Origin of the sequence: Micromonospora inaquosa (assembly GCF_003857055.1) — a bacterium.
Lineage (GTDB): Bacteria > Actinomycetota > Actinomycetes > Mycobacteriales > Micromonosporaceae > Micromonospora > Micromonospora inaquosa.
This window is the reverse complement of sequence record NZ_QGSZ01000342.1, coordinates 1-23,519: the sequence shown is the minus strand read 5'-3', so window position 1 is coordinate 23,519 and position 23,519 is coordinate 1. Positions and strand designations below refer to the sequence as shown.

The 23,519-nt window shown below is 72.4% G+C and carries 18 protein-coding genes; 9 read left to right on the top strand and 9 right to left on the bottom strand.

The features are described 5' to 3' along the window. The 3 genes from DLJ59_RS31345 to DLJ59_RS31335 form a co-directional block, all read left to right on the top strand. A partial coding sequence (locus tag DLJ59_RS31345; protein WP_124777407.1) for an FGGY-family carbohydrate kinase occupies nucleotides 1-1,092 on the top strand: 1,092 nt, incomplete at its 5' end. A gap of 99 nt (nucleotides 1,093-1,191) precedes the next feature. After that, nucleotides 1,192-3,729 (top strand): sensor histidine kinase, encoded by a 2,538-nt coding sequence (locus tag DLJ59_RS31340; protein WP_208648899.1) that lies wholly within the window; start codon nucleotides 1,192-1,194, stop codon nucleotides 3,727-3,729. Beyond that, nucleotides 3,726-4,148, top strand: a complete 423-nt coding sequence (locus tag DLJ59_RS31335; RefSeq protein WP_088988684.1) for a roadblock/LC7 domain-containing protein — start codon at nucleotides 3,726-3,728, stop codon at nucleotides 4,146-4,148. Before DLJ59_RS31340 ends, DLJ59_RS31335 begins: the two co-directional genes overlap by 4 nt. Before the next feature lie 80 nt (nucleotides 4,149-4,228). Here the strand turns inward: DLJ59_RS31335 and DLJ59_RS31330 are convergent, their stop codons facing one another. Beyond that, on the bottom strand, nucleotides 4,229-5,572 hold the full coding sequence (locus tag DLJ59_RS31330; protein WP_124777404.1) for a GH1 family beta-glucosidase: 1,344 nt from the start codon (nucleotides 5,570-5,572) through the stop codon (nucleotides 4,229-4,231). Between the two features lie 843 nt (nucleotides 5,573-6,415). On the opposite strand from DLJ59_RS31330, the gene DLJ59_RS31325 reads away from it, so the two are divergent. Further along, nucleotides 6,416-9,322, top strand: coding sequence for a glycoside hydrolase family 48 protein (locus tag DLJ59_RS31325; RefSeq protein WP_124777401.1), 2,907 nt, complete (start codon nucleotides 6,416-6,418; stop codon nucleotides 9,320-9,322). 361 nt (nucleotides 9,323-9,683) lie between these two features. Here the strand turns inward: DLJ59_RS31325 and DLJ59_RS31320 are convergent, their stop codons facing one another. After that, nucleotides 9,684-10,364, bottom strand: coding sequence for a DUF3159 domain-containing protein (locus tag DLJ59_RS31320; protein ID WP_124777414.1), 681 nt, complete (start codon nucleotides 10,362-10,364; stop codon nucleotides 9,684-9,686). 158 nt (nucleotides 10,365-10,522) lie between these two features. On the opposite strand from DLJ59_RS31320, the gene DLJ59_RS31315 reads away from it, so the two are divergent. Further along, nucleotides 10,523-11,410 carry a phosphatase PAP2 family protein gene (locus DLJ59_RS31315; RefSeq protein WP_208648900.1) on the top strand — a complete coding sequence of 296 codons (888 nt, stop codon included), beginning with the start codon at nucleotides 10,523-10,525 and terminating at the stop codon, nucleotides 11,408-11,410. A gap of 8 nt (nucleotides 11,411-11,418) precedes the next feature. Further along, nucleotides 11,419-12,087 carry a maleylpyruvate isomerase N-terminal domain-containing protein gene (locus DLJ59_RS31310; protein ID WP_244236326.1) on the top strand — a complete coding sequence of 223 codons (669 nt, stop codon included), beginning with the start codon at nucleotides 11,419-11,421 and terminating at the stop codon, nucleotides 12,085-12,087. 156 nt (nucleotides 12,088-12,243) lie between these two features. Here DLJ59_RS31310 and DLJ59_RS31305 read toward each other — a convergent pair whose 3' ends face one another. From DLJ59_RS31305 to DLJ59_RS31295, 3 genes are all read right to left on the bottom strand, one after another. After that, nucleotides 12,244-13,107 carry a DUF1028 domain-containing protein gene (locus DLJ59_RS31305; RefSeq protein WP_124777393.1) on the bottom strand — a complete coding sequence of 288 codons (864 nt, stop codon included), beginning with the start codon at nucleotides 13,105-13,107 and terminating at the stop codon, nucleotides 12,244-12,246. A gap of 51 nt (nucleotides 13,108-13,158) precedes the next feature. Further along, nucleotides 13,159-13,791 (bottom strand): low temperature requirement protein A, encoded by a 633-nt coding sequence (locus tag DLJ59_RS31300; RefSeq protein ID WP_244236325.1) that lies wholly within the window; start codon nucleotides 13,789-13,791, stop codon nucleotides 13,159-13,161. Nucleotides 13,792-13,866: 75 nt separating this feature from the next. Then, entirely contained in the window at nucleotides 13,867-15,069 is a 1,203-nt protein-coding gene (locus DLJ59_RS31295) for an RNA-guided endonuclease InsQ/TnpB family protein (protein ID WP_124777387.1), read from the bottom strand. A gap of 22 nt (nucleotides 15,070-15,091) precedes the next feature. On the opposite strand from DLJ59_RS31295, the gene tnpA reads away from it, so the two are divergent. The 3 genes from tnpA to DLJ59_RS31280 all read left to right on the top strand — a co-directional run bounded on the left by tnpA (nucleotide 15,092) and on the right by DLJ59_RS31280 (nucleotide 17,469). After that, nucleotides 15,092-15,508 (top strand): IS200/IS605 family transposase, encoded by a 417-nt coding sequence (tnpA, locus tag DLJ59_RS31290; protein WP_124777384.1) that lies wholly within the window; start codon nucleotides 15,092-15,094, stop codon nucleotides 15,506-15,508. Nucleotides 15,509-15,697: 189 nt separating this feature from the next. Then, a complete protein-coding gene (locus DLJ59_RS31285; protein ID WP_124777411.1) occupies nucleotides 15,698-16,681 on the top strand; it encodes an LLM class F420-dependent oxidoreductase in 984 nt (327 codons plus the stop codon). Then, nucleotides 16,678-17,469: an SDR family oxidoreductase gene (locus DLJ59_RS31280; protein ID WP_124777381.1), complete on the top strand. Its 792-nt coding sequence runs from the start codon at nucleotides 16,678-16,680 to the stop codon at nucleotides 17,467-17,469. Before DLJ59_RS31285 ends, DLJ59_RS31280 begins: the two co-directional genes overlap by 4 nt. A gap of 132 nt (nucleotides 17,470-17,601) precedes the next feature. On the opposite strand, the gene DLJ59_RS31275 is transcribed toward DLJ59_RS31280, so the two are convergent. The 4 genes from DLJ59_RS31275 to DLJ59_RS31260 all read right to left on the bottom strand — a co-directional run. Continuing rightward, a complete protein-coding gene (locus DLJ59_RS31275; RefSeq protein WP_425271475.1) occupies nucleotides 17,602-19,929 on the bottom strand; it encodes a transglutaminase TgpA family protein in 2,328 nt (775 codons plus the stop codon). Further along, nucleotides 19,926-21,089 carry a DUF58 domain-containing protein gene (locus DLJ59_RS31270; protein ID WP_124777375.1) on the bottom strand — a complete coding sequence of 388 codons (1,164 nt, stop codon included), beginning with the start codon at nucleotides 21,087-21,089 and terminating at the stop codon, nucleotides 19,926-19,928. The genes DLJ59_RS31275 and DLJ59_RS31270 overlap by 4 nt, the downstream gene beginning before the upstream one ends. Before the next feature lie 14 nt (nucleotides 21,090-21,103). After that, entirely contained in the window at nucleotides 21,104-22,099 is a 996-nt protein-coding gene (locus DLJ59_RS31265) for an AAA family ATPase (protein WP_124777372.1), read from the bottom strand. Nucleotides 22,100-22,126: 27 nt separating this feature from the next. Continuing rightward, the coding region (locus DLJ59_RS31260; RefSeq protein WP_148096986.1) for a fibronectin type III domain-containing protein at nucleotides 22,127-23,519 on the bottom strand (1,393 nt) is incomplete at its 5' end.

The window sequence follows — 23,519 nt, the reverse complement described above, 5'->3', positions numbered from 1 at the left end:
TTCGGCACCCCCGGGCCGGCGGACCCGGACGGCTTCCACCAGCGCACCGGCTGCTGGTGGCACCGGTCGTACTGGTCGATGCGGTTGCCCTGGTTGCGCGAACAGTCCGGCACCCCGATCGCCCGGTTCGTCGGTCTGCCCGAGTACGTGCTGGGTGAGCTGCTCGACACGGCGCCCATGTCGATCTCCCAGGCCTCCGGGACCGGTCTGCTGGATCTGCGCACCCTGCGCTGGGACGAGGAGGCGCTGGCGCTGGCCGAGGCAAGGCCAGCGGACCTGCCGCCCCTCGGCGAGCTGGACTGGCACGGCCGGCTCCGGGTCGACCTGGCTCGTCGGTGGCCGCAGTTGGCGCAGGCCCGGTGGTCACCGCCGGTCGGCGACGGCGGGGCGTCGAACGTCGGCTCGGGCTGCGTCGACCCGAGCCGGGCCGCCGTCACCGTGGGCACCTCCGCGGCCGTCCGACTGATGCAGCGCATCCCGGCCGGCGAACCGATGCCCCGCCTGCCGGAACGGCTGTGGCGTTACCGGGTCGACCACGACCACGTGGTGACCGGGGCCGCGTACGCCAACGGGGGCAACCTCTTCGCCTGGGCGAACCGGGAGTTGCGGTTGCCCCGGGGCGCCGAGCTGGACGCGGCGTTGGCGTTGGTGCCGACGGGCGGTGGTCGACCGGCGGATCCCCGCTTCGGTGGCGACCGGGCGCCCGGACTGGCGCCGGCGGGCAGCGGTGAGCTGCGCGGTCTCAGCTTCAGCACCACCTCGGTCGACATCCTGGCCGGGCTGATGCAGGGGCTGTGTGACCTGGTCGCCGAGGATCTCGGGGTGCTGGAGTCCACCATCGACAAACCGGTCGGCGTGGTGCTGGGCGGCGGCGCGGTGGCCGCCTCGGTGTGGTGGCGGCAGGCCTTCGCCACCGCGCTCGCACCGCGACCGGTGTCGCACCAACGCAACCCGGAAATCGGTGCCACCGGTGCCGCGTTGATCGCGCTGGGGCGCTTCGGTGACGCGATCGGGCTCGCCGACATCGGCCGGACGGACGAGCTGGTTTTACCGACCACGGCAGGAGGTTCCCACCCGCAGTATCCTTCCTGAATCTTGGGCTCGCCCGGGCCGTTGACAGCGGTAGCGAGCCTGGTTGGATGGACTGCGCTCCCCCGACCGCGGTGGACGCGGCAGGACGGAGGAGGCAGGGTGGCGGCAGGTCCCGACCCGGCGAACGGTGCGGTGTCGAACCATCGCCGCCGCCGCTTCGACGTCCGAGTCGTTCCGCATCGACGACGGTCACCGTTCCGGTTGCGCGACTGGCGGATGAGCACGAAGCTCGCCACCGTGCTGGTGGTGCCGTCGATGGCGTTCCTCCTGCTGGCCGGTGTGCAGACCAGCACGCTGGTGGGGCGGACGACGGCGTTGAACGACTTCTCCAGTCAGGTCGGCATCGGCCGGCAGATCACCGCCGCGGTGCACCAGCTCCAGCAGGAGCGGGACCGCTCGGCGGGGGAGTTGGGTGAGCTGCGGAAGGGCGGTGACCGGCAGACCGCCGCGAACGACCTGAAACCGTTGCAGGCGGCCACCGACAAGGCCATCGTGGATCTCAGCCGGGCCGCCGAGCCACTGGCGGACGCGGACGCGTCCTGGCGGGTCGCCTTCTCCGAGGCGTTGGAGGCGTACGACCAGGTGGTCGACATCCGCGCGGCGATTCCGCCGGCGGTGCTCAGCAGCGAGACCATCCTGGGCAACTACCACCGGGCGGTCGGGGCGTTGCTCGACCTGCTCGCCGAACCGACGCCGGGTCAGAACCGGCCGGCGTTGAACGACGCGGTGCTGCGCTACGTCCAGCTGGCCCGGGTCAAGGAACTCTCCTCCCGGGTGCGGGCCCAGCTCTACGCCGCCTCCCGCGCGGGTGCGTACGGCACCGAGGACCGGGTGATCCTCGCCGACCTGCGCGGCCAGCAACTCACCGCGCTCGGCGCGTTCCGGGTGGCCGCGACCAGTGAGCAGATCCGCCGCTACGACGAGACCTCGGTGTCGCCGATGTTCCTGGTCGCCACCGACCTGGAGGAGCGCAGCCTCTCCTCCGGCGGCGCGTCGCCGCAGGTGCTCCCGTCGGAGCAGTGGTGGTCGGCCAGCCAGCAGCGTCAGGAGTTGCTGCGCCAGCTTGAGGCGGGCGTGCTCGACGACGCCGTGCGGCTGGCCGAGGAGGCCAGCGACAATCAGCTGCGGACGACCCTGCTGGTCGTCGGCGGGGTCGTCACGGTCCTGCTGGCCGCCCTGCTGATCTCGCTGCTCATCGGGCGGTCGGTCGCCCGGTCGATGCGGATGCTGCGCAGCCAGGCGCTGCGGATCGCCCAGGTCGAGCTGCCGGACGCCCTGGACCGACTGAAGACCGTCACCGGCGGGGTGCCTCGCATCGAGGTCGCGCCGGCGGTGGTCCGTTCGCTCGACGAGATCGGCGAGCTGGCCGAGGCGTTCGTGGCGGTGCACCGCAGCGCGGTCACTGTCGCCGTCGAGCAGGCGCTCATGCGGCGCAACGTCAACGCGATGTTCGTCAACCTGGCCCGGCGTAGTCAGGTGCTGGTGGAGCGCCAGTTGGAGCTGCTGGACGACCTGGAGCGCGAGGAGAGCGACCCGGACCAGTTGGAGAACCTGTTCAAGCTCGATCACCTGGCCGCCCGGATGCGCCGTAACGACGAGAGTCTGCTGGTGCTCGCCGGCACCGACTCCACCCGCCGGTGGAACCGTCCGGTCGGCCTCGGTGCGGTGCTGCTGGCCGCCGCCGCCGAGATCGAGCAGTACCAGCGGGTCCGGATCGAGTCGGTCGCGGATGTGCACGTGGTCGGACACGCCGTCGGCGAGTTGGTGCACCTGCTGGCCGAGCTGTTGGAGAACGCCACGGCCTTCTCCCGCCCGGACACCGTCGTGGTGGTGACCGCCCGGGTCGAGGCGGGGGCTCCGCTGATCGAGATCGTCGACCGGGGTCTGGGTATGAGCCCGGCCGCGTTGGTTCAGGCGAACGAGGTGCTGGCCAGCCCTCCGGCCGCGGACGTCGCGGCGGTGGAGCGGATGGGCCTCTTCGTGGTCAGTCACCTGGCGGCCCGGTTGGGCGTACGCGTGCGCCTGGACGGCGGCGAGGACGGCCTGGTCGCCCGGCTCGCCCTGCCCGCGGTGTTGCTGGCTGCGGCGGGCAGTGTGGAGCTGGATGCGCCCCCGTCGGCGCGGATGCTGGCGGCGAGCGCGGCGCGGGGGGTGGCTGGGCAGTCCGGGGCGGCCCGGCAGGCCGCTGCCCCGATGCTGGGCGGCGCGGTGCGGGACCTGCCGGTGGCGGGCCGTCCGCCGGGCGTCGGCGTGCCGCGTCAGGGCCGCCCGGTGCCGGTGCGCGCCGAGGATGTGTTGACCCCGGCCGCTGCTCGCGGTGGCGGCGGGGGCTGGTATTCGCGGCAGGGCCCGACCGCGCCGGTGGTGCCCGCTGCGGCGGCGCCGCCGACGATCCCGGTGACCGCCGGCACCAATGAGCGGGGATTGCCGGTGCGGGTGCCCATGGCGCAGTTGAGCGCGGTCACCCGTTCGGCACAACCGATGACGGCACCGACCCGCACCGACCCGGACCCGGAGGCGGTCGGCGGCATGCTCTCGCGGCTCTACAGCGGAGTACGGCGCGCCGAGGCTGAGGACACCACCGAGATACCCGTGCCACCGTCCGGGGGGCACGACGAAGGGGGACGACGACAGTGACGACGTTGAGCCAGGAGGCGCGTGACCTGAGCTGGCTGGTGAGCGCGTTCGCGGAGCGGGTGCCGGGTGTGGCGCACGCGGTGGTGGTCTCCTCCGACGGGCTGCTGGTGGCGATCTCCGATCACTTGCCGCGTGACAACGCGGACAAGCTCGCCGCGGTGACCTCCGGGCTGATGAGCATCACCGCAGGCGCGGCCTCGATGTTCGACGGCGACGTCGTCAAGCAGACGGTGGTCGAGATGGGCCGTGGCTACTTCCTGGTGATGCAGATCCGCGACGGTTCGATCCTGGCCACGCTGGCCGCCGGTGACGCGGACATCGGTGTGGTGGGCTACGAGATGGCCCGGCTGGCCAAGCAGGCGGGGGAGATGCTCACCCCGGCCCTGCGGGCGGAGTTGCAGCAGGCGCTGCCCCGCTGAGTGAGCCGGCAGAGGCCCGGACGGTCACCGGCTCACCCGAGCCGAGCCGTCCGGGCCCGGCCGTCCGGGTGGCGGCGCGGTCAGAAGCCGCCGTCGGCGATGACGGAGCGGTACCAGGTGGCGCTGTTCTTGAGCACCCGCCGCTGGGTGGCGTAGTCGACGTAGACCAGGCCCCAGCGCTGGTCGTAGCCCTGGTCCCACTCGAAGTTGTCCAGCAGGGACCAGACGTGGAAGCTCTCCAGCGGCACCCCGTCGGCGATGGCCCGGTGCGCGGCGGTGAGGTGGTCGCGCAGGAAGTTGATCCGGCCGGTGTCCTGGACGGTGTCGTCCGCGGCCAGAGTGTCCGGTGTGGGCAGCCCGTTCTCGGTGATGGTGAGCGGGATCGGGCCGTAGTCGCGGGTGACCCGGGTCAGCAGGTCGTACATCCCCTCGGGGTAGATCTGTTGCCACTCGGCCTCTGAGGTCGCCCAGCGGTGCGCGGTGCCGCCGTCGGCGGTGACGTAGATCGGGGTGTAGTACTGCACGGCCAGCAGGTCGACCGGTGCGGAGATGATCTTCAGGTCACCGTCGCGGATGCCCTGGACCATCCGGCTCTGCGGGCCGAGGTCGGCCAGCAGGTCCTCCGGGTAGCTGCCCTTGAACAGCGAGTCGAGGTAGAGGCGGTTCTCGTAGCCGTCGTACAGGTGGGCGGCCGCGGCAGCCTGCGGGGAGTCGTCGGCGGGGTAGCAGGGGTGCAGGTTGAGGGCGGGGCCGATCCGGCTGTCGCTGCCGTTGGCCCGCAGCGCCGCGACGGCGAACCCGTGCGCGAGTTGCAGGTGGTGGGCGACCAGGTAGGCGGCGTCCGGGTCCTGCCGGCCGGGGGCGTGGTGGCCGGTGAGGTAGCCGTTCTGCACCACGGTCTTGGGCTCGTTGATGGTGAGCCAGGACGGCACCCGGTCGCCGAGGGCGCGGAAGACCACGTCGGCGTAGTCGGCGAAGCGGTGGGCGGTGTCGCGCGACTCCCAGCCGCCGGCGTCCTGTAGTGCCTGGGGAAGATCCCAGTGGAACAGGGTGGCCATCGGGGTGATGCCGCGCTCGTGCAGGCCGTCGAGGAGACGGCGGTAGAAGTCGAGGCCGCGCTGGTTGGGCGTGCCGGTGCCGTCGGGCTGGATCCGGGGCCAGGAGATGGAGAAGCGGTAGCTGCGCAACCCGAGGTCGCGCATGAGGTCGAGGTCCTCGGCGTACCGGTGGTAGTGGTCGATGGCCACGTCGCCGGTGTCGCCGTTGCGGGTGCGCCCCGGCACGCGGCTGAAGGTGTCCCAGACCGACTCGCCGCGCCCGTCCTCCTTGGTGGCGCCCTCGATCTGGTACGCGGAGGTGGCCGCGCCCCAGCCGAAGTTGTCCGGGAAGCGCAGCGGGCCGGCGGGCCCAATAGGTATCGACATGGATTCTCCTCATGGATACGGGGCCACCGCCGAAAGATTCGGGAGCGCTCCCATGATAGGGCAGACGCTGCCGGCTGGTCAGCCGGCCGTCATGGCGGCCGGCGTTGGCAAGTGGGAGACGGGTGTGGCCCCGAGCAGCGAACGAGGCCGTCCGGGCGGCGCGGCGCGCCTGTCCCGTCGGCCTCTTTTCCTATCGTGTACGGGGGTTTAGTGTGGGGACGGGGGAGGGCAACCCCCGTCCCCACCGTAACTGCACACACACGGGCGGAATTTGGGTCCTGCCGTGCGTGTCGCGCGGGAGCCGGGCCACGCGAGTGGCTCTGGTTCCACCTCCCTCCCTGTGGCGGGACGATGGCTGACGACGGCGTCCGGGCTGGCCCGTCGTCGGCCCTCGGTCTGGTTCCCTGGGCTCGTCAGAGACGACCCCAGCGATCTTCTTGTTGGAACCTTGTCGATGGAAGCGCTCCCATCGACCGATGTTGCGACTGTAACGCCCGTCACGCCATTGTGAAAGCCCCAAAACGAGATCGAAACAAGGAGCTGATCCGGCGCTCCCTGCGCTTGTTGTGGGAGCGCTTCCATGGCACACTGTCGATTCGACGCGACAGGAGCCAGATCGCGTGAGTGCGGGTCCACCGAGGGCAGCCGGCAGCGCCAGCTCCGGTCACGGTCACCCGATCAGCCGGCGGGACCCCCTCCCGTGCGGGCCGCACCGCCGTAACCCCGGCCGGGCCCGGGGAAGACCACCTTCCCGGCGCCTCGACATCCCCGCGGACCACCACCCACGCGGGCAGGCGCCTCGCCGGGGACCATCCCGGCCTGGTCCGAGGAGACACCGCGCACATGAGACAACTGGCAATACGCCGCCGCGTGGCGCTCGCCGCCGCCGCGCTGCTCGCCATCGGCGGGGTGACCCTGCCTGCCGGCGCCGCACAGGCCGCGCCCGCCTGCGACGTGGTCTACGCGACCAACGACTGGAACACCGGCTTCACCGCCAACGTCACCATCAAGAACCTGGGCGACCCGATCTCCAACTGGACGCTCAAGTGGACCTTCCCGAACAGCGGCCAGCGAGTCACCCAGGGCTGGTCGGCCAGGTACAGCCAGTCCGGCAGTGAGGTCACCGCGACCAACGAGTCGTACAACGGCAACCTCGGCACCGGGGCGTCCACCACCATCGGCTTCAACGGCGCCCACTCGGGCAGCAACCCGAAGCCCACCGCGTTCACCCTCAACGGCACTCCCTGCAACGGCACCCCGGCCAACCAGCCGCCGACGGTCTCGCTCGGCCTGCCGTCCGGGCCGTTCACCGCACCGGCCGACGTGCCGTTGACCGCCACCGCCAGCGACCCGGACGGGACGATCAGCAAGGTCGAGTTCTACCGCAACGGCCTGCTGATCAACACCGACACCAGCGCCCCGTACGCCTACACCCAGGAGGACCTGCCGGCCGGCAGCTACACCGTCCAGGCCAAGGCGTACGACAACGCCAACGGGATCGGGGTCGACGAGAAGGCGTTCACCGTCGGCGCCGCCAGCGGCCCGACGCTGATCGCCACTCCGTCCGCGGTGAGCGTCGCCGAGGGTGGCACCGCCACCTTCAACCTGAAGCTCAGCGCCGCGCCGACGGCCAGTGTGCCGGTCACCCTCACCCTCAGCGGCGACTCCGACGTCACGGTCTCGCCGACCAGCGCCACGCTGACCTCAAGCAACTGGAACACCGGGGTCACCGTCACGGTCGCCGCGGCCGAGGACGCCGACACCGTCGGCGGCGCCGCCACCATCACCGTCGCCGCCACTGGTCTGGCCTCGCTGGCGGTCACCGCCACCGAGATCGACAACGACACCCCCGGCGGCGACAACACCTACATCGCGAAGTTCCTCGACCAGTACGGCAAGATCAAGAACTCGGGCTACTTCAGCCCCGAGGGCGTGCCGTACCACTCGGTGGAAACGCTGATCGTGGAAGCACCCGACCACGGTCACGAGACCACCTCCGAGGCGTTCAGCTTCTGGCTCTGGCTGGAGGCCAACTACGGGCGGGTCACCCAGAACTGGGCCCCGTTCAACAACGCCTGGACGGTGATGGAGAAGTACATCATCCCGACGCACGCCGACCAGCCGACCGCCGGCTCCGCGGGCACCCCCCAGTACGCCGCGGAATACAACCTGCCCAGCCAGTACCCCTCGGCGCTGGACCCGAACGTCCCCGTCGGGCCGGACCCGCTCCGCTCGGAGTTGCAGTCCACCTACGGCACCGGCGACATCTACGGCATGCACTGGCTGATGGACGTCGACAACACCTACGGCTTCGGCCGCTGCGGTGACGGCACCACCAAGCCGGCCTACATCAACACCTTCCAGCGGGGCACCCAGGAGTCGGTGTGGGAAACCGTTCCGCAGCCCTCCTGCGACACCTTCAAGCACGGCGGTCAGTACGGCTACCTCGACCTGTTCGTCAAGGACACCGGCGCCCCCGCCAAGCAGTGGAAGTACACCAACGCCCCGGACGCCGACGCCCGCGCCGTGCAGGCCGCGTACTGGGCGCTGACCTGGGCCAAGGCGCAGAACAAGCAGGCCGACGTCGCGGCCACCATCACCAAGGCCGCCAAGATGGGCGACTACCTGCGGTACGCGATGTTCGACAAGTACTTCAAGAAGATCGGTAACTGCGTCGGGGCGAGCACCTGCCCCGCCGGCAGCGGCAAGGACTCGGCGCACTACCTGCTGTCCTGGTACTACGCCTGGGGCGGCGCGTACGACACCAGCCAGAACTGGTCCTGGCGGATCGGCTCCAGCCACAACCACTTCGGCTACCAGAACCCGTTCGCGGCCTGGGCGCTGACCAACACCCCGGAGCTCAAGCCGCAGTCGTCGACAGCGGTCGCCGACTGGACCAAGAGCTTCGAACGGCAGCTGGAGTTCTACACCTGGCTCCAGTCGTCCGAGGGTGGCATCGCCGGTGGCGCCACCAACAGCTGGGACGGCAGCTACGCCCAGCCGCCAGCGGGCACCAGCACCTTCTACGGCATGTTCTACGACGTCGACCCGGTCTACAACGACCCGCCGTCGAACCAGTGGTTCGGCATGCAGGCCTGGTCGATGCAGCGGATCGCCGAGCTGTACCTGCAGACCGGTAACGCGAAGGCCAAGGCGCTGCTGGACAAGTGGGTGCCGTGGGCCATCGCCAACACCACTGTCGGCACCAACTGGTCGATCCCGTCGGACATGGCGTGGACCGGTCAGCCGACCACCTGGAACCCGTCCAGCCCGCAACCCAACACCAACCTGCACGTCGAGGTGATCAGCAAGGGCCAGGACGTCGGCGTCGCCGCCGCCTACGCCCGGACCCTGATCGCGTACGCGGCCAAGTCGGGCAACGCGGCGGCCAAGACGACCGCCAAGGGTCTGCTCGACGCGCTTTCCGCCGCCAGCGACGCCAAGGGTGTCTCCACCACCGAGAAGCGTGGCGACTACCGGCGCTTCGACGACGTCTACAACGCGTCCACCGGCCAGGGCCTCTACGTCCCGTCCGGCTGGACCGGGAAGATGCCGAACGGCGACGCCATCGCCGCCGGCAAGAGCTTCCTCGACATCCGTTCCTTCTACAAGAACGACCCGGACTGGCCCAAGGTCCAGGCGTACCTGGACGGTGGTGCGGAGCCCGAGTTCAACTACCACCGGTTCTGGGCACAGGCTGACGTCGCGATGGCGTACGCCGACTACGGCAGCCTGTTCCCGAACGGCTGAGACGACCCGGGGTGGGTGGCGTGGACCGCCCACCCCGGGGTCCGGCCCGGGTCCGGGGAACGACGGACCGGGGCTGGCGGACGGCCTGACACCCACGGTCAGGCCGGGGTGGGCCGGCCATCTGGCCGACGCAGCGGATCGGCCGGCCCGCCCCACCGCCCGGACTGAAGCTAGCCGCGAAAAAGCCCAGAAATTCGGGCCGTCGCGGGATCACACCGAGGTCTGTGACGGAGTAACGTACGTCACCGGAGAGGCCGCTCCCCCCGTGGCGGCCTCTCCACTTTTTTGCCCCGAGTCCGGCCGCGTTCCCGCCCCGAGTCCGGCCGCGTTTTTGTCCGAGTCCGGCCGCGCCGGGTCGGTTTCAGCGCGGCGGCACTACCGGGTGACGCAGCCCCGGGTGCCCGGCCGGCAACGAGCGCCGCAGCACCACCCAGCTCAGCGCCAACGCCGCCGCGACCAGCGGCCAGGTCAGCGCCACCCGGGCCACCACCAACGCGAGCACCTGCCCGCCCAGGTAGAGCGGCACGAACACGGCGAGCCGCAACAGGTAGGTCGCCGTCCACACCCAACTTGCCCGGCCGTACCCGCGCAGCAGCGTCGGATCGCGCCGCCACCGGGCGCGCTGACCCAGCACCGCGCCGACCAGCACACCGAGCAGCGGCCACCGCACCACGATGCTGACCGTCCACGCCAGAGCGCTAGCGGCGTTGGACAACACCTGGATCAGAAAGAAGTTCTCGGCCCGACCGGTACGCACCGCGATCAACGCCGCGACGCAGACAGCCAGCAGCCCGATCAGCACCGAACGCGGCCGGTCACCCCGGCGCAGCCGTACGCCGGCCACCACCGCGCCCACGGCCAGCGCCGCGCCGACCCCGCCCCACAGCGATTCGCCGCCCAGCAACCAACCTGCCGCGAACGCCAGCGGCGGGAGGGTGGCGTCGATGGCACCACCTCGCCCGCCCAGCAGATCCGTCAGCGACTCGGCCCGCGCCGGCCCTCCCGCACCGCCGTCGACGTCGGCCCGCGCCGGCCCTACCAGCCCTGGATCCTCGCCAATACGCTGCTGCGGATCGCGCTCGGTCGGGCGGCTGTCGCCCTCCGGTGTTCCGCTCACCACCGCCTCCTCACCTCTGGCACAACCTAACCGGCGATTGGCGGCGGGCCACCGCTCGGACCGCCGACACCGGCCGCTACGGTGTGCGGATGCGCGCGACGGCACGGGGTTGGACCGCGGTCTGGTTGGTCGTACTGGCCCTCGTCCAGGCGGCCGCCTTCCTCGCCGTGTGGCGGGTGGCCGTGCACCTCGAGGTCGGCCAGTGGGTGGACACGGTCGCCCTCACCGGCAACCGGATCGGGCAGGACACCATCGATGGTCCGGTCGACCGGATCCTCAACGCGATGTCGGTGGTTTCGCTGTTGGCCGCCACCGCGATGATCGGGTTCATCGCGCTGATCCGGGGTCGGATCGCCCTGGCGATCACCGCGACCCTGCTGATCGCCGGAGCGAACGTCACGACCCAACTGCTCAAGTACGGGCTGAACCGCCCCGACTACGGCCTCGACCCGGCACGCGCCGCAGTGGGCAACAGCCTGCCCAGCGGGCACACCACTGTGGCCGCCTCGGTGGCGGTCGCGCTGATGCTCGTGCTGCCGCGCAAGGTGCGGGCCGCCGGTGCCTTCATCGGTGCCGGCTACGCCGCCGTCGCCGGGGTCGCCACCCTCTCCGCCGGCTGGCACCGGCCCAGCGACGCCGTCGCCGCGTACCTCGTGGTGGGTGTGTGGGCGGCGTTGGCCGGGCTGCTGCTGTTGGTCAGCCAACGGGAGCAGGCCGAGATCGCCCCCGGTGACGCGCACCGGATCGCGGCGCTGGTGCTCGGGCTCGGCGGTGTGCTCGCTCTGGTCGTCTGCGGGCTCTCCCTGTCCTGGCTGCTCGACCTGCGCGACACCGGGCCGGAAGAGTTGACCCGCCGACCCCTGTTCGTCGGGTACGCGGGCAGCGCCGCCGGGATCGCCGGCACGATGGCCGTGGTGATGGCGTTGGTGGTCAGCGTCGTGCACCGGCTGGTGCCCCGGGTCAAGGGCTGAGGCGCCCGGTGGAGCCGGACCGGGCGGCGTTCCGCGCCGAGTGCGTGCGGTTCACCGAGGTTTTGGCCGAGTTGACCGACGCTGATCTGGGCCGGCCCACCGACTGCCCTCCGTGGAACGTCCGGGACCTGATCGCGCACACCCGCACCGGGGTCGGCCGGCTGGCCGACATGCTCGCCGCGCCCGCCCCGCCACGCGCCGAGGTGGATGCCGCCGGCTACTTCGGCGCGGCGAAGTTCACCGCCGAGGTCGACGCCGACCGGATCGCCGGCGGCCAGCGCGACGCGTCACAGGTGGGCCGGGCGGCGCTGGCGGCCGAGTTCGACCGGGCTTGGCGGGCCACCGACGCGGCTGTCGCCGCCGCGCCGGTCGACCGGGTGGTGCGAACCCGGCACGGCGACGCGATGCGTCTCGGGGAGTTCCTGCGGACCCGGGTCGTCGAGGTGGGCGTGCACGGGTTGGATCTGGCCGCCGCGCTGGGCCGGCCCCCGTGGCTCACCGCACCGGCCGCCGTGGTCATCGCCGAACTGCTCACCGGTGGACGACCGACACCGGCCGGGTTGAGCTGGGACCGGCTGACCCTGATCCGCAAGGCCACCGGCCGGGCGGCGCTGACCGTCCCGGAACGGGCCGCGGTCGACGCCGCCGGCTTCCGTTGGCTCGCCTTCGGCCGCTGACCCGGGCCGCACTCCCTGGCGGTGACTGCCGGCGGCACGCCCGAGGGCTGCCACCAGCGGTCGCCGTCGCGTCGGGTCGGTGGAGCGCGGAGGGTAAAGCGCGGCGCGCGGTCGGGTCAGCGCGGCGCGCGGTGGGGTCAGCGCGGCGCGGTCGGGTCAGCGCGGCGCGCGGGGCGCGGGGACGTGCGGGGCGACCCCGCGCAGGTGCGTCAGCACCACCGGGTCGATCCGCCCCGGCACCAGCCGCTCCTCCAGGTTCTCGATCCCGGCCCACGAGATCAACGCCGCTTCGGTGCCGTCCTCCTGGACCGGATGCCCGAGCGCGCCGAGCAGCGCCGCCACCTCGGCGGCGACCGCGCCGCTCAGGTCGAGCAGGGTGGCCGGGTCGGGCCGGCCGAACAGCATGGTGTGCGCCGTGAGCAGGCGACCCAGTTCGGCGACCGGGTCCGGGTGGTCGTCCACGCGCAGGTCCACCACCACGTCGCTGGTGCCGCCGTACCCGCCGCCGCGCTCGACCACCAGCAGGCCGGCGCTCTGCCGGCCACGCCGGTCGCCGCCGGCCTCGTCGCCGGCCCGCAGCGCGGCGACCAGCCGCTCGGCGAACGGCAGCGCCGTTCCCGCCTGCCAGGCCGCACCGAGCGCGTCGACGACCTCCGGCCCGGTGAGGATGTTGCCCTGTGCGGCCCAGCCGTCACCGGTCCGCCCGCCGGCCCACGGATGGCAGGCCGGCCCCGTCCAGCTGGCACCCGCGCCGCTGGCTCCCACGACGCCGAGCTGGCGGTGGTCCCGTTCGGGGTCGGTGGCGACCAGCCCGGCCACCACGTCGGCGGCGGCCACCCCGGTGCGCAGCAGGGTGAGGCCCTGCGGGCGGTAGGCGAGGTTGACGTGCGCCTGGGTGGCCAGGGCACCCACCTCGGCGGCGGCGGCCGGCACCAACGCCCCGGCGGCGAGGAACTTGCTGGCGACGGCCACGCCGTGCAGGCGGCCGTCGGCGGAACGGGCGACGAGCGAGAAGGTCACCCGCCGAGACTAACCGGACCCGCCGGCTTCACATCGTCGTACGTCGTTTGATCAGGACGGTGGCGCGGCGGCCTCCGGTGGGGCGCCGTGGGCCCGGTGGGCGTCGGCGACCGCGACCGCGCCGAGCACCAGCGCCGCAACGGCGGTGGCCGCCAGTCCGGGCAGGTGCAGCAACGGGACGGCAGCCGCCACCAGTACCAGGATGGCGATCCACCGTGCGCGGGAGACCCGCCCGAACACGTCGTACTCGAAGCGGGCCCGGCCGGCCAGGAACAGCGCCGGCCCACCCAGCACCGTGGCCAGCCATGCCCCCGAGATTCGGTCCAACGGGTGTTCGATGATCAGCTCGTAGCCGATCGCGGTCGCGGCCAGGCCCACCACCATGACCAGGTGGGTGTCGGCCGCGGAGCGGCCGACACTGGCGGGGTGCCGGGCCTTCATCATTGCCTCGGCCAAGAGCTGCCCGGCCCGTTGCACATAGATCCGCCACAGCAGAATCGACGTCGCCAGGGCCAGCGAGAACGCCCAGGCGTGCCCCGCCTCGTACGGTCCCTTGCTGTAGGTGAGACCGGCCACCAGGAGTGTCTCGCCCAGCGCGACCAGGAAGAACTGCTGGTACCGCTCGGCCAGGTGTTCCCCTGCGATCTCCCACTTGGAGATCTTCGAACGACCCAGGCCGGGCACCGGCCACCGCCGCGCGCCGGTCCACCTCGAAGTGTTGACGCCCTCTCCGCCTTGAAGGGCGGAGATTCCGGTCTGCTACGCCCCCGAAGGGGCAAGCTCCCGGCGGGTTACCGCTTCCCTGCGTGGTGCCGGCACGGGTGCCGGTCTTACCTGCGCTCCACGGTCGTTGAGGTCCGCCCGTCCGGCGGCCCTGATGTTCTTGGCGGCGTTCACGTCTCGGTCGTGCAGGCTGCCGCATGGACAGCCCCACGTCCGGACGTTGAGCGCCATCTTGTCGTTGATCCGGCCGCAGTCCGAGCACATGCGGGTTGACGGGAAGAACCGATCTACCCGGGCGAAGGTGCGCCCGTGCCGGGTGGCCTTGTACTCCAGCATGGCCGCGAACTGCGACCACCCAGCGTCGTGCACCGACTTCGCCAACCGTGTCCGGACGAGACCGGTCACGCACAGGTCCTCGACGAACACCGCTTGGTTGTCGCGGATGATCTGCGTCGAAAGCTTGTGCTGCCAGTCCCGCCGGGTGTCGGCCACCTTCGCGTGCGCGCGGGCGACCTTCCGGACGGCCCTCTTGCGGTTGTTGCTGCCCCGCTGCTTGCGGGACAATCCCTGCTGCAACCGGCGCAGCTTGCGGGCTGCACGGCGCAGGAACTTCGGCGCGGTCACCTTCGTCCCGTCGGACGTCACTGCGAAGTGCGTCAACCCCAGGTCGATGCCGACCTCCGAGTCCAGCTCGGGCAACGGCTGGTCGGCGGTCTGCACGACGAACGAGGCGAAGTGCCGACCAGCGGCGTCTCGGACCACCGTCACCGACGTCGGCGCAGCCGGCAGCTCCCGCGACCAACGGACTTCCAGGTCGCCGATCTTCGGCAGCCGCAGTCGACCGTTGTCGAGGATCTTGAACCGGGCGTTGGCGGTGAACCGGACGGCCTGCCGGCTGTCCTTGCGGGACCGGAACCGGGGAGGGGCGACCTTGCGACCCTTGCGCTTGCCCGACAGCGAGGCGAAGAAGTTGCGGTAGGCCTTGTTCAGGTCCGCGATGGCCTGCTGCAACACCACCGATGACACCTCGCCCAGCCACGCCCGCTCCGGGGTCAACTTGGCCACGGTGACCCGCTTGGACAGCTCGGCGTCCGTCGGGTACGGCAGGCCAGCCTCGTGTGCTTCCTGTCGCACGCGCAGCCCGTCGTTGAACACCACCCGCGCGCACCCGAACGCCTTCGCCAGCGCCTCGCGCTGGGCGGCATCCGGGTAGAGCCGGTAGTTGTACCGAAGCTGCACGGGTCGAGTCTACCTTTGGTCTATGGCTGATCTAGGGGACGTCCGCACTGGTAGACACTGTGCTTTCGCGTTGCACGCCCACTTGGTCTTCGTGACCAAGTACCGGCGCCGAGTCTTCTCTGACCAGCACCTCAAGCGGATGGAGGACATCATGCGGACGGTGTGCGCCGACTTCGACACCGAGTTGGTCGAGTTCAACGGCGAGGACAACCACGTCCACCTACTGGTGAACTTCCCGCCCAAGGTCGCCTTGGCGAAGTTGGTCAACTCTCTCAAGGGTGTGTCCAGCCGGCGGCTGCGCCAAGAGTTCCCTGACCTCGGCCGCCACTACTACCGCGCCAACCGCCTGTGGTCGGCGTCGTACTTCGCCGGCTCCGTCGGCGGGGCACCCCTGGGCGTCCTGCTGCAGTACATCGAGCAACAGAACCGTCCGGCCTAGGGCACGCTCGGGCCTTGACAGCCCCCCGCGCGGGCATTCACCACCGCCCTGAAGGACGGTGCGCTAGCCCGCATTTCGGTAGCACTTCCCGCCGGCGCACGGCCGGAAACCGGCGATTCTGCCCAACCCGGGGATCTTGCTCGGGCCGGCGTCAACGGGCACGATCGATCAGTGACGAATCGATGGGGCATGACGGTGCCGCTGGGCGGGATCGCGCTGGCGCAGCACGACGCGGCCTACGCGGCCCTCGACCGGGCCGGGTTCACCGACGTCTGGTCATCCGAGGTCGCCGGGACCGACGCGTTCACCCCGCTGGCGCTCGCCGCGGCCTGGCAACCGAGGTTGCGGCTGGGCACCGCGATCGCGCCGGTCTTCACCCGGGGCCCCGGGCTGCTGGCGATGAGCGCGGCGGCGTTGGCCGAGGCCGCGCCGGGCCGGTTCTCACTCGGCATCGGCGCGTCCTCACCCGTGCTCGTGCGGGACTGGAACGCGGTGCCGTTCGACGAGCCGTTCCGCCGCACCCGCGACGTGCTGCGCTTCCTGCGCGCCGCGCTGCGCGGCGAGACCGTCGACGAGGCCTACGACACGTTCACCATCCGCCGGTTCACGCTCGAACAACCGCCGGCGGTGCCGCCACCGATCCTGCTCGCCGCACTGCGCCCGGGGATGCTCCGGCTGGCCGGTGCGGAGGCCGACGGGGTCATCCTCAACTGGCTCAGCGCCGACGACGTGCCGCGTGCCCTCGCCGAGCTGGGCGAGCGCCGCGCCGGCTTCGAGGTCGCCGCCCGAATCTTCGTCTGCCCCACCGAGGACACCGCGTACGCGCGGGCGCTGGGCCGCCGGCTCATCACCGGCTACCTCACCGTCGGGGCGTACGCCGAGTTTCACCGTTGGCTCGGCCGCGACGAGGCGCTCGCGCCCATGTGGACGGCCTGGGCCGCCGGTGACCGGCGCGGCGCCAACGCGGCGGTGCCCGACGAGGTGGTCGACGCGCTGGTGCTGCACGGCTCGCCGGAGCGGTGCCGCGCCGAGGTGCGCCGCTACGCCGACAACGGGGTGGACGTGCCGATCATCGCGCTGCTGCCGACCCCCGAGGTCACCGCCGGGGGCGCGACCGCGCTGCTCAGCCTCATCGCCCGGTTGGGCACCAACCTCGTGGAGGCGTCCGCGTGAACCTCACCGACCGGATCGTGGTGGTCACCGGCGGGGCCGGCGGCATCGGCGCGGCCCTGTCACGCCGGTTCGCCGCCGAGGGGGCCGCGGCCGTGGTGGTCGCCGACCTGGACGCCGACGCGGCCCGCGCGGTGGCCGAGGGCATCGGCCCGGTCGCGCACGCCCACGCCGTCGACGTCACCGACGAGGAGCAGGTCCGTGCGCTGGTCGCCGACACCGAGCAGCGGTTCGGCCGGATCGACCTGTTCTGCGCCAACGCGGGGGTGACCACGGGTGGGGGAGTGGAGGTCGACGACGCCGGCTGGGACCGCGCCTGGCGGGTCAACGTGATCGCCCACGTGTACTCGGCCCGCGCGGTGCTGCCCGGCATGCTCGCCCGGGGCGGCGGGCACCTGCTGCACACCTGCTCCGCGGCGGGTGTGCTGACCGCTGTGGGCGACGCCGCGTACACCGCGACGAAACACGCCTCGGTGGGGTTCGCGGAGTGGCTGGCCATCACCTACCGGGACCGGGGCATCCGGGTCAGCGCGCTCTGCCCGCAGGGGGTGGACACCCCGATGCTCGCCGACGGTCTCGTCGACGGTCACCTCGGCGCCCGGGTCGTCGCCGCGTCAGGCGCGGTGCTCACCCCGGACCAGGTCGCCGACGCGGCCATCGCCGGACTGGCCGAGGAGCGTTTCCTGATCCTGCCGCACCCCGAGGTCGCCGACTACGCGCGCCGCCGCGCCGAGGACCCGGACGGTTGGCAGGCCGGCATGCGCAAACTAGTCCGCCGGCTGACCGCCTAACCCCCTACCGCACGGCAGTGCGCGGCGTAGCGACTCAGCTCGGCGATCTTGCACTTTCGGTCGCCGACTTGCGCACAATGCCCGTTACGTCGGGGCAGAAAGTGCAAGATCGCGCAGGAGGGTGGGTCGCGACTAGCGGGGGCGGCGTAGGGGTGCGGGGTGCACGGACCAGAGCAGGCGACGCCACCAGGGGCGGGCCGAGCGCAGGCTGGTCACGTAGGCGGTGGCCACCTCGACGGCCCGGGCCGCCTGGTCGGGTGTTGCGGCACCCGGCGCGAAGCCCACCTGGTTGAGCAGGGCCGCCAACTCGTCGACCGCCGGGCTGGACGCGTCTGCCGCCGCAGTGCCGCCGGTGGGCGGACCGGCGTCCGGGTCGGCGGTCGTGTCGTCGCCGATCGTGCCCGCTCGGGCGTCGGTGAGGGCCTGGCGGGCGTGCCCGGCGACCTCGGTCGCGGCCAGGTCGTCCCCGACCGGTCTCCCGGCCAGCCGGAGCGCGTCGGTGACCTCCCGCCAGGCGCCGGCGATGCGCTGACCGGGGTCACCCCGCACCAGCCGACCGCGGGTGAGGGAACGGCGCATCGCCAACAGGGTCAGCAGCAGTGCCCCCACCACCAGCAGCAGACCGCCGCTGCCGCCAGCGACCAGCACCGGCGTGGAAACCCCGTCCGCGGCGGGCGGCCCGTCGGCGGCGGCCACCGGCTCCGGCGAGGCGCTCGGCTCCGCGGTCGGTGCCGGCGCCTCCGACGGCGGTGGGTTCTCCGGCGTCGGGCGGAAATCCTCCTCCACCGGCCTCGGCTCGTCATTCGGGCGGGGCAGCGGGTCGAACGGCACCCAACCCAGCCCGTCGAAGAGCACCTCCGGCCAGGCGTACGCGTCACCGGCCAGCACCGGCCCCTGCCCGCTGGTCCGGAAACCCACCACCACCCGGGTGGGTAGCCCGGAGAGCCGACCGAGGACCGCGAACGCCGCCGCGAACTGCTCCGAGGTGCCCTCCTGCCCGCCGCCGTTGCGGGGCCCGAACAGGAAGAAGCCCAGATTCGGGTACGCGTGCCCGCTCGGCGCGTCCGCCACCACCCGGTAGTGCTCGGCCAGGAACTGCTCGATCGCCAAGGCCCGCGAGAACGGCGCGCCGTTCTCCTCGGCCAGTTGCGCGGCCAGCCGGCGCATCGGGTCGGGCACCCCGTCGGCGACCCGCAACACCCGCGCCACCTCACCACCGGCGGGCACGTTCGCGGTGGCCAACAGGTTCACGTCGGGGCGCTCCTCGGCGGAGGTCACTGTGTACCGCAGCCCCGGCGTCAGCCCTTCCGGCCGGATCAGCGTCCCGCTCGCCGGGTCGTACGCCACCCGTGCCCCACTGACCTCCCGGGGCGTCGCCACCGCGGGCAGCAGTCGACCGCTCAGCTCCGCCACGCTGATCTGCTGCCGGACCGTCCGCACCGTGCTGTCCCGGGCCGCTGTCGCGGCCGGCAGGATCCGACCGGCGTTGCGGTACGTCGCGCCGACCCGCCAGGTCACCCCGTCGTAGTCACTGAGCACCGCCAGGCGGATCCGCACACTGTGTTTCGTGTCCACCGCCGGGTCGGTCTCGGGCGACGCGTCCGGACGTTCCGTGCTCACGTCGAGGAGCTTCTGCTCCGGGTGCAGCGCCCAGCCGGAGATCCGGATCAACGGGTTCTCGTCGAGCGTCTGCACCTGCGGGGGCTCCACATACCGGCGCGGGTCCACCGGCCGGCCGTCGACCTGCCCGGCGACGAACGGGCCGAGCAGAGCGACCAGCCCGACCACCACCGCCACCCCGAGCGCCGCGCTGGCGGCCAGCCGCAGCCGCACCGCCGCGCGTACCCGGGGGGTCAGGTCGGCGGTCGGGTCGCCGCCGCCCGCCGCCGCCCGGGTGGGGGTCGCCAGGCCGACCGCCGCGACCGCGACGAACGCCAACGTCGACCCCACCGCCGGTTCGGCGTTCGGGCCCACCACATAGAGGGCGGCGGCGTAGAGCCCCGCCGCCGGCAGGTAACCCAGCAGCACCCGGCCGGTGCGCAGCGCCACCTCCGCGCCGGCCAGCCCGGCCAGCCAGGCCGCCACCACCGGCACCAGCACCGTGTCCGGAGTGGGCTCCACCGGGATCATCGCGGTGAGGAGCCGGGGGATGCCGTTGCCGGCGGCGTCCGCAGCGACCTCCAGCAGGCCGCCCGGCAGCTCGGCGCGGGTGGCGGCCAGCCGCAACGACCACAGTGTCCAACCGGCCATCGCGGCCACCGACACCGGCGCCACCAGCCACGACGGCAACCGCCGCGCGGCGACGCTGACCAGCACCGAACCCGCCGCCGCGCCGACGACCAGCCAGGTCAGCAGGCCACCGGCGTACACCCGGCCGAGCACCACCCCGGAGAGCCCGGTCAGCCCGATCAGCGCCAGCGGCAGGACCGCCGCCCGCAGCACGCGCACAGCGCCCGTCACCACCGGCGTACCCCGTCCCACTCGGCGGCGAACTGCGCGCCGTCCGCCGCGTCGACGACCACCAGGCCGGCGGTGCCCGGCGGTGTCGGCTCGGCCGCGCCGAACACCCCGACCAGCACCGACGGGTACGCCCCACGCAACGCACCGACGTGCCCCAGCTCGTCCCGGCCACCCGGCCCGGTCAGGAAGATCAGCGTGTCGCCGAGCCGGTCCTGCCGCAGCCGGGTGGTGGCCGCGCGCACCGCGTCACCATCGCCGGACAGCTCGGCGGCGGCGAGCCGGTCCAGCGGCCCGAGCGGGCCGTCGCCGTCACCGTCGGTCGTCGTGATCTCCGCCGCGACCAACAGCAACAGCACCGGCAGGTCGGCGCGGTGCGCGGCGGTGACGATCGACGCCGCCGCCTCGCAGGCCGACTCGAACGACTCCGCCACCCCACCGACCCGCTGCGGATGCGCGGCGACCCGGTTGTCCAACAGGACGACCAGGCGCGGCAGGCTGGTGTCCACGTTCTCCCGCACCATCAGCTCACCCACCCGGGCGCTGGTCCGCCAGTGCACCCGGCGCAGCTCATCACCGACCACGTACTCCCGCAGCGAGTCGAACGTGATCGACCCGTGCGGGACCCCGTCCACCCGGCCGTCGAGGCTGCGCCCAGCGCCGCTGGGCACCGCCGTCAGCGGATGGACCCGGGGGTGCACCCAGACCGGCACCGTCGCACCGTACGGGCGGGCCAACGCCACCAGCCCCAGCGGGTCGCGTCGGGTCACCCGCAACGGACCGACCGGCACCACCCCACGACGGTCGGTCGGCACGTCGTAGCGGACCTCGGTGTCCCGGCCCGGCCGCAGGCGCAACACCGGCACCGGCACGGTCCGCTCCCCGCACCGGTCCTCGGCCAGCAGGTTCGCCGACCGCAACCGGCCGACGTTGCGCACGGTCAACGTCATGCTCGCCGGCTCACCGCGCGCCACCCGGTCCGGGTCCGCGCGGCGGGTCACCGTCAACCGGGGCCGCCAGACCGCGACCAGCGCGGCGTATCCCACGGCCGCGCCGGCCGCCGCGCCCAGCAGCGTCAACTCGGGGTACGCGAACCGGAAACCCGCCCCCAGCAGCACCACGGCGGCGACGAGCAGCCCGACCCCACGGGCGGTGATCCCCATCGCGTTGCTGCCGGTCAGCCCTGCACCGGAGCGGGTTGCCCCGACGGCAGCGGCACCGGCACCGAGGCGACGGCCTGGCGCAGCACCTCCGCGGGGGTCATCCCACGCACCTGGGCGTCCGGGGTGAGCAGCAGCCGGTGCGCGAACACCGCCTCGGCGAGCGCCTTGAGGTCCTCCGGCATGATCCAGCCCCGCCCGTCGATCAACGCGTACGCGCACGCCGCGCGGGTCAACGCGATCACGCCCCGAGGGCTGACCCCGACGCGCACCTGCGGGTGGGTACGGGTGGCCGCGGCCAGCCGGACCGCGTACGCGTAGAGCGGTTCGGCGATGTGCACCCGGCGGGCCATCCGGACCATCTCCCCGACGGTGGCGGTGTCGGTGACCGGTGCGAGCGCCTCGGGGGAGCGCACGGTCGCGCCGCGCAGCACCTCCACCTCGACCGCCTCGTCCGGGTACCCGACGGACAGCTTCACCAGGAACCGGTCCAACTGCGCCTCCGGCAGCCGGTAGGTGCCGTCCATCTCCACCGGGTTCTGGGTGGCCACCACCAGGAACGGCGACGGCACCGGGTGCCGCACCCCGTCCACAGTGACCGTCCGTTCCTCCATCACCTCCAGCAGCGCCGACTGGGTCTTCGGCGACGCCCGGTTGATCTCGTCGGCGATGACGATGTTGGCGAAGACCGGCCCCGGATGGAACTCGAAGTCCCGGGTCGCCTGGTTGAAGATCGTCACGCCGGACACGTCCGAGGGGAGCAGGTCGGGCGTGAACTGGATGCGCCGCCACTCACCCTTGACGGTGGCGGCGATGGCCCGGGCCAGGGTCGTCTTACCGACCCCGGGCACGTCCTCCAGCAGCACATGACCCTGGGCGAAGAGCGCGGTCAGCGCCAGCCGCACCACCTGCGGCTTGCCGAGCACCACGGCGTTGACGTTCTCGGCCAGCCGGGCGGCCAGGGCGGCGAAACCCTGCACCTCCGGTTGGGTGAGCGGCTCGTGGGTGTTCACTGTCGGTGGTGCTCCTCGCCTGGTGGTTCAGCAGGTGGGCAGGGTGTTGATGTTGTCGCCGCCCTCCAGGTTGAGCCAGGCCCACGGGATGTAGTTCTTCCCGTTGAACTCGACCTGGACCCACCAGTTGCTCTGCTTCTGATTGTTGTAGATCCACGAGTCGACATTCTCGCCCGACTTCTTGCAGTACGCCTTCAGCCGGGTGCCCGGCTTTGCCCAGCCGGCCTGCTGGTCGTTGTCCTGCCGGGTGACCTTGAAGACCTCGTTGCCGTTGCGGCCGTCGACTTCCTTGTTGCAGTACGTTCGCTGGTCGCCATCCGGCCCGTTGTTGCAGGTCGCGACTCCGTACAGCGGCTGGGTGTCCTGCGCTCTCCTCGCCGTGCCCTTACCGGCGGCGTTGGTGGCCGTCACCGTGAACGTGTACTTCGAGCCCGGCGTCAGGCCCGTCATCGTGATGCTGGAGCACGCCCCGGCCTTCGCCGCCTCACCCGCCGTGCTCAGCGCGCAGGTGGCCTGACCACCGCCGGCGTCCACGGTGAACGTCACAGTCGCACCGGTCGCCGTCGACGACGAGCCGGTCACAGTGACCCGTGGCTCGGCCACCGTACGGGCGGTGGCGGTCGCCTCCGGCCCCGGCCCGGCCTCGTTGACCGCCTTCACCTTCACCGTGACGTTCTGGCCGTTGCCCAGCCCGGTCACTGTCGTGCGGGTGTCAGTCACCTCGCTGACCCGCCCACCCACGTCCACCAGGTACTTCGTCACCGGCCGGCCGTTGGCATCGGCCGGCGCCCACTGCACCGTCACCGCACCCGGTTGGTTGGCGACAGTGCCGGCGCGCAGGTTGAGCGGTCGACCGGGCGCCGCGAAGGGCACCACGGTGTTGCTGACCGGAGACGCCGCCGAGCCGGCCCCCTTGCTGTTGACCGCCACCACGGTGAACGCGTACTGGGTGCCGTACTCCAGCTCACCGGCGGGCACCACCAGCTCCGTCTTTGTCGACTCGCCGGCCGGCGCGTTCGTCCCCGCCGAACTGGCCGTCACCGCGTACCTCGCGATGGTGTTGCCCTGCCCGTTCGCCGCCGGCCACCTCACCAGCACCGTGCCGTCCGGCCGCTCCTGCGCGGTGACGCTCGCCGGCGGGTCGGGCACCGCGGCGGTCGGCGTCACCGGGTTGCTGTTGCGCGACGGACCGTCGCCCTTGGCGTTCACCGCGTGCACCGCGAACCGGTACGTCTCGCCGTTGGTCAGACCCTTGACCTCCACCGCACGCTGGTTGGCACCCACCTCCAGGCGTTGGTCGGCGCCCTCCACCACGTACTTGATGATCTCGGCGCCGTTGGCGGCGGCTGGCCGCCAACTCACCCGCGCCTGGGCGTTGCCGGCGGCGGCGGTGACGCTGCGCGGCGCGCTCGGCTTACCC

Coding starts and splice junctions, on each gene's coding strand:
- DLJ59_RS31330 (WP_124777404.1), bottom strand. CDS start 5,572: ATGTCGATACCTATTGGGCCCGCCGGCCCGCTGCGCTTCCCGGACAAC.
- DLJ59_RS31325 (WP_124777401.1), top strand. CDS start 6,416: ATGAGACAACTGGCAATACGCCGCCGCGTGGCGCTCGCCGCCGCCGCG.
- tnpA (WP_124777384.1), top strand. CDS start 15,092: ATGGCTGATCTAGGGGACGTCCGCACTGGTAGACACTGTGCTTTCGCG.
- DLJ59_RS31285 (WP_124777411.1), top strand. CDS start 15,698: ATGACGGTGCCGCTGGGCGGGATCGCGCTGGCGCAGCACGACGCGGCC.
- DLJ59_RS31270 (WP_124777375.1), bottom strand. CDS start 21,089: ATGGGGATCACCGCCCGTGGGGTCGGGCTGCTCGTCGCCGCCGTGGTG.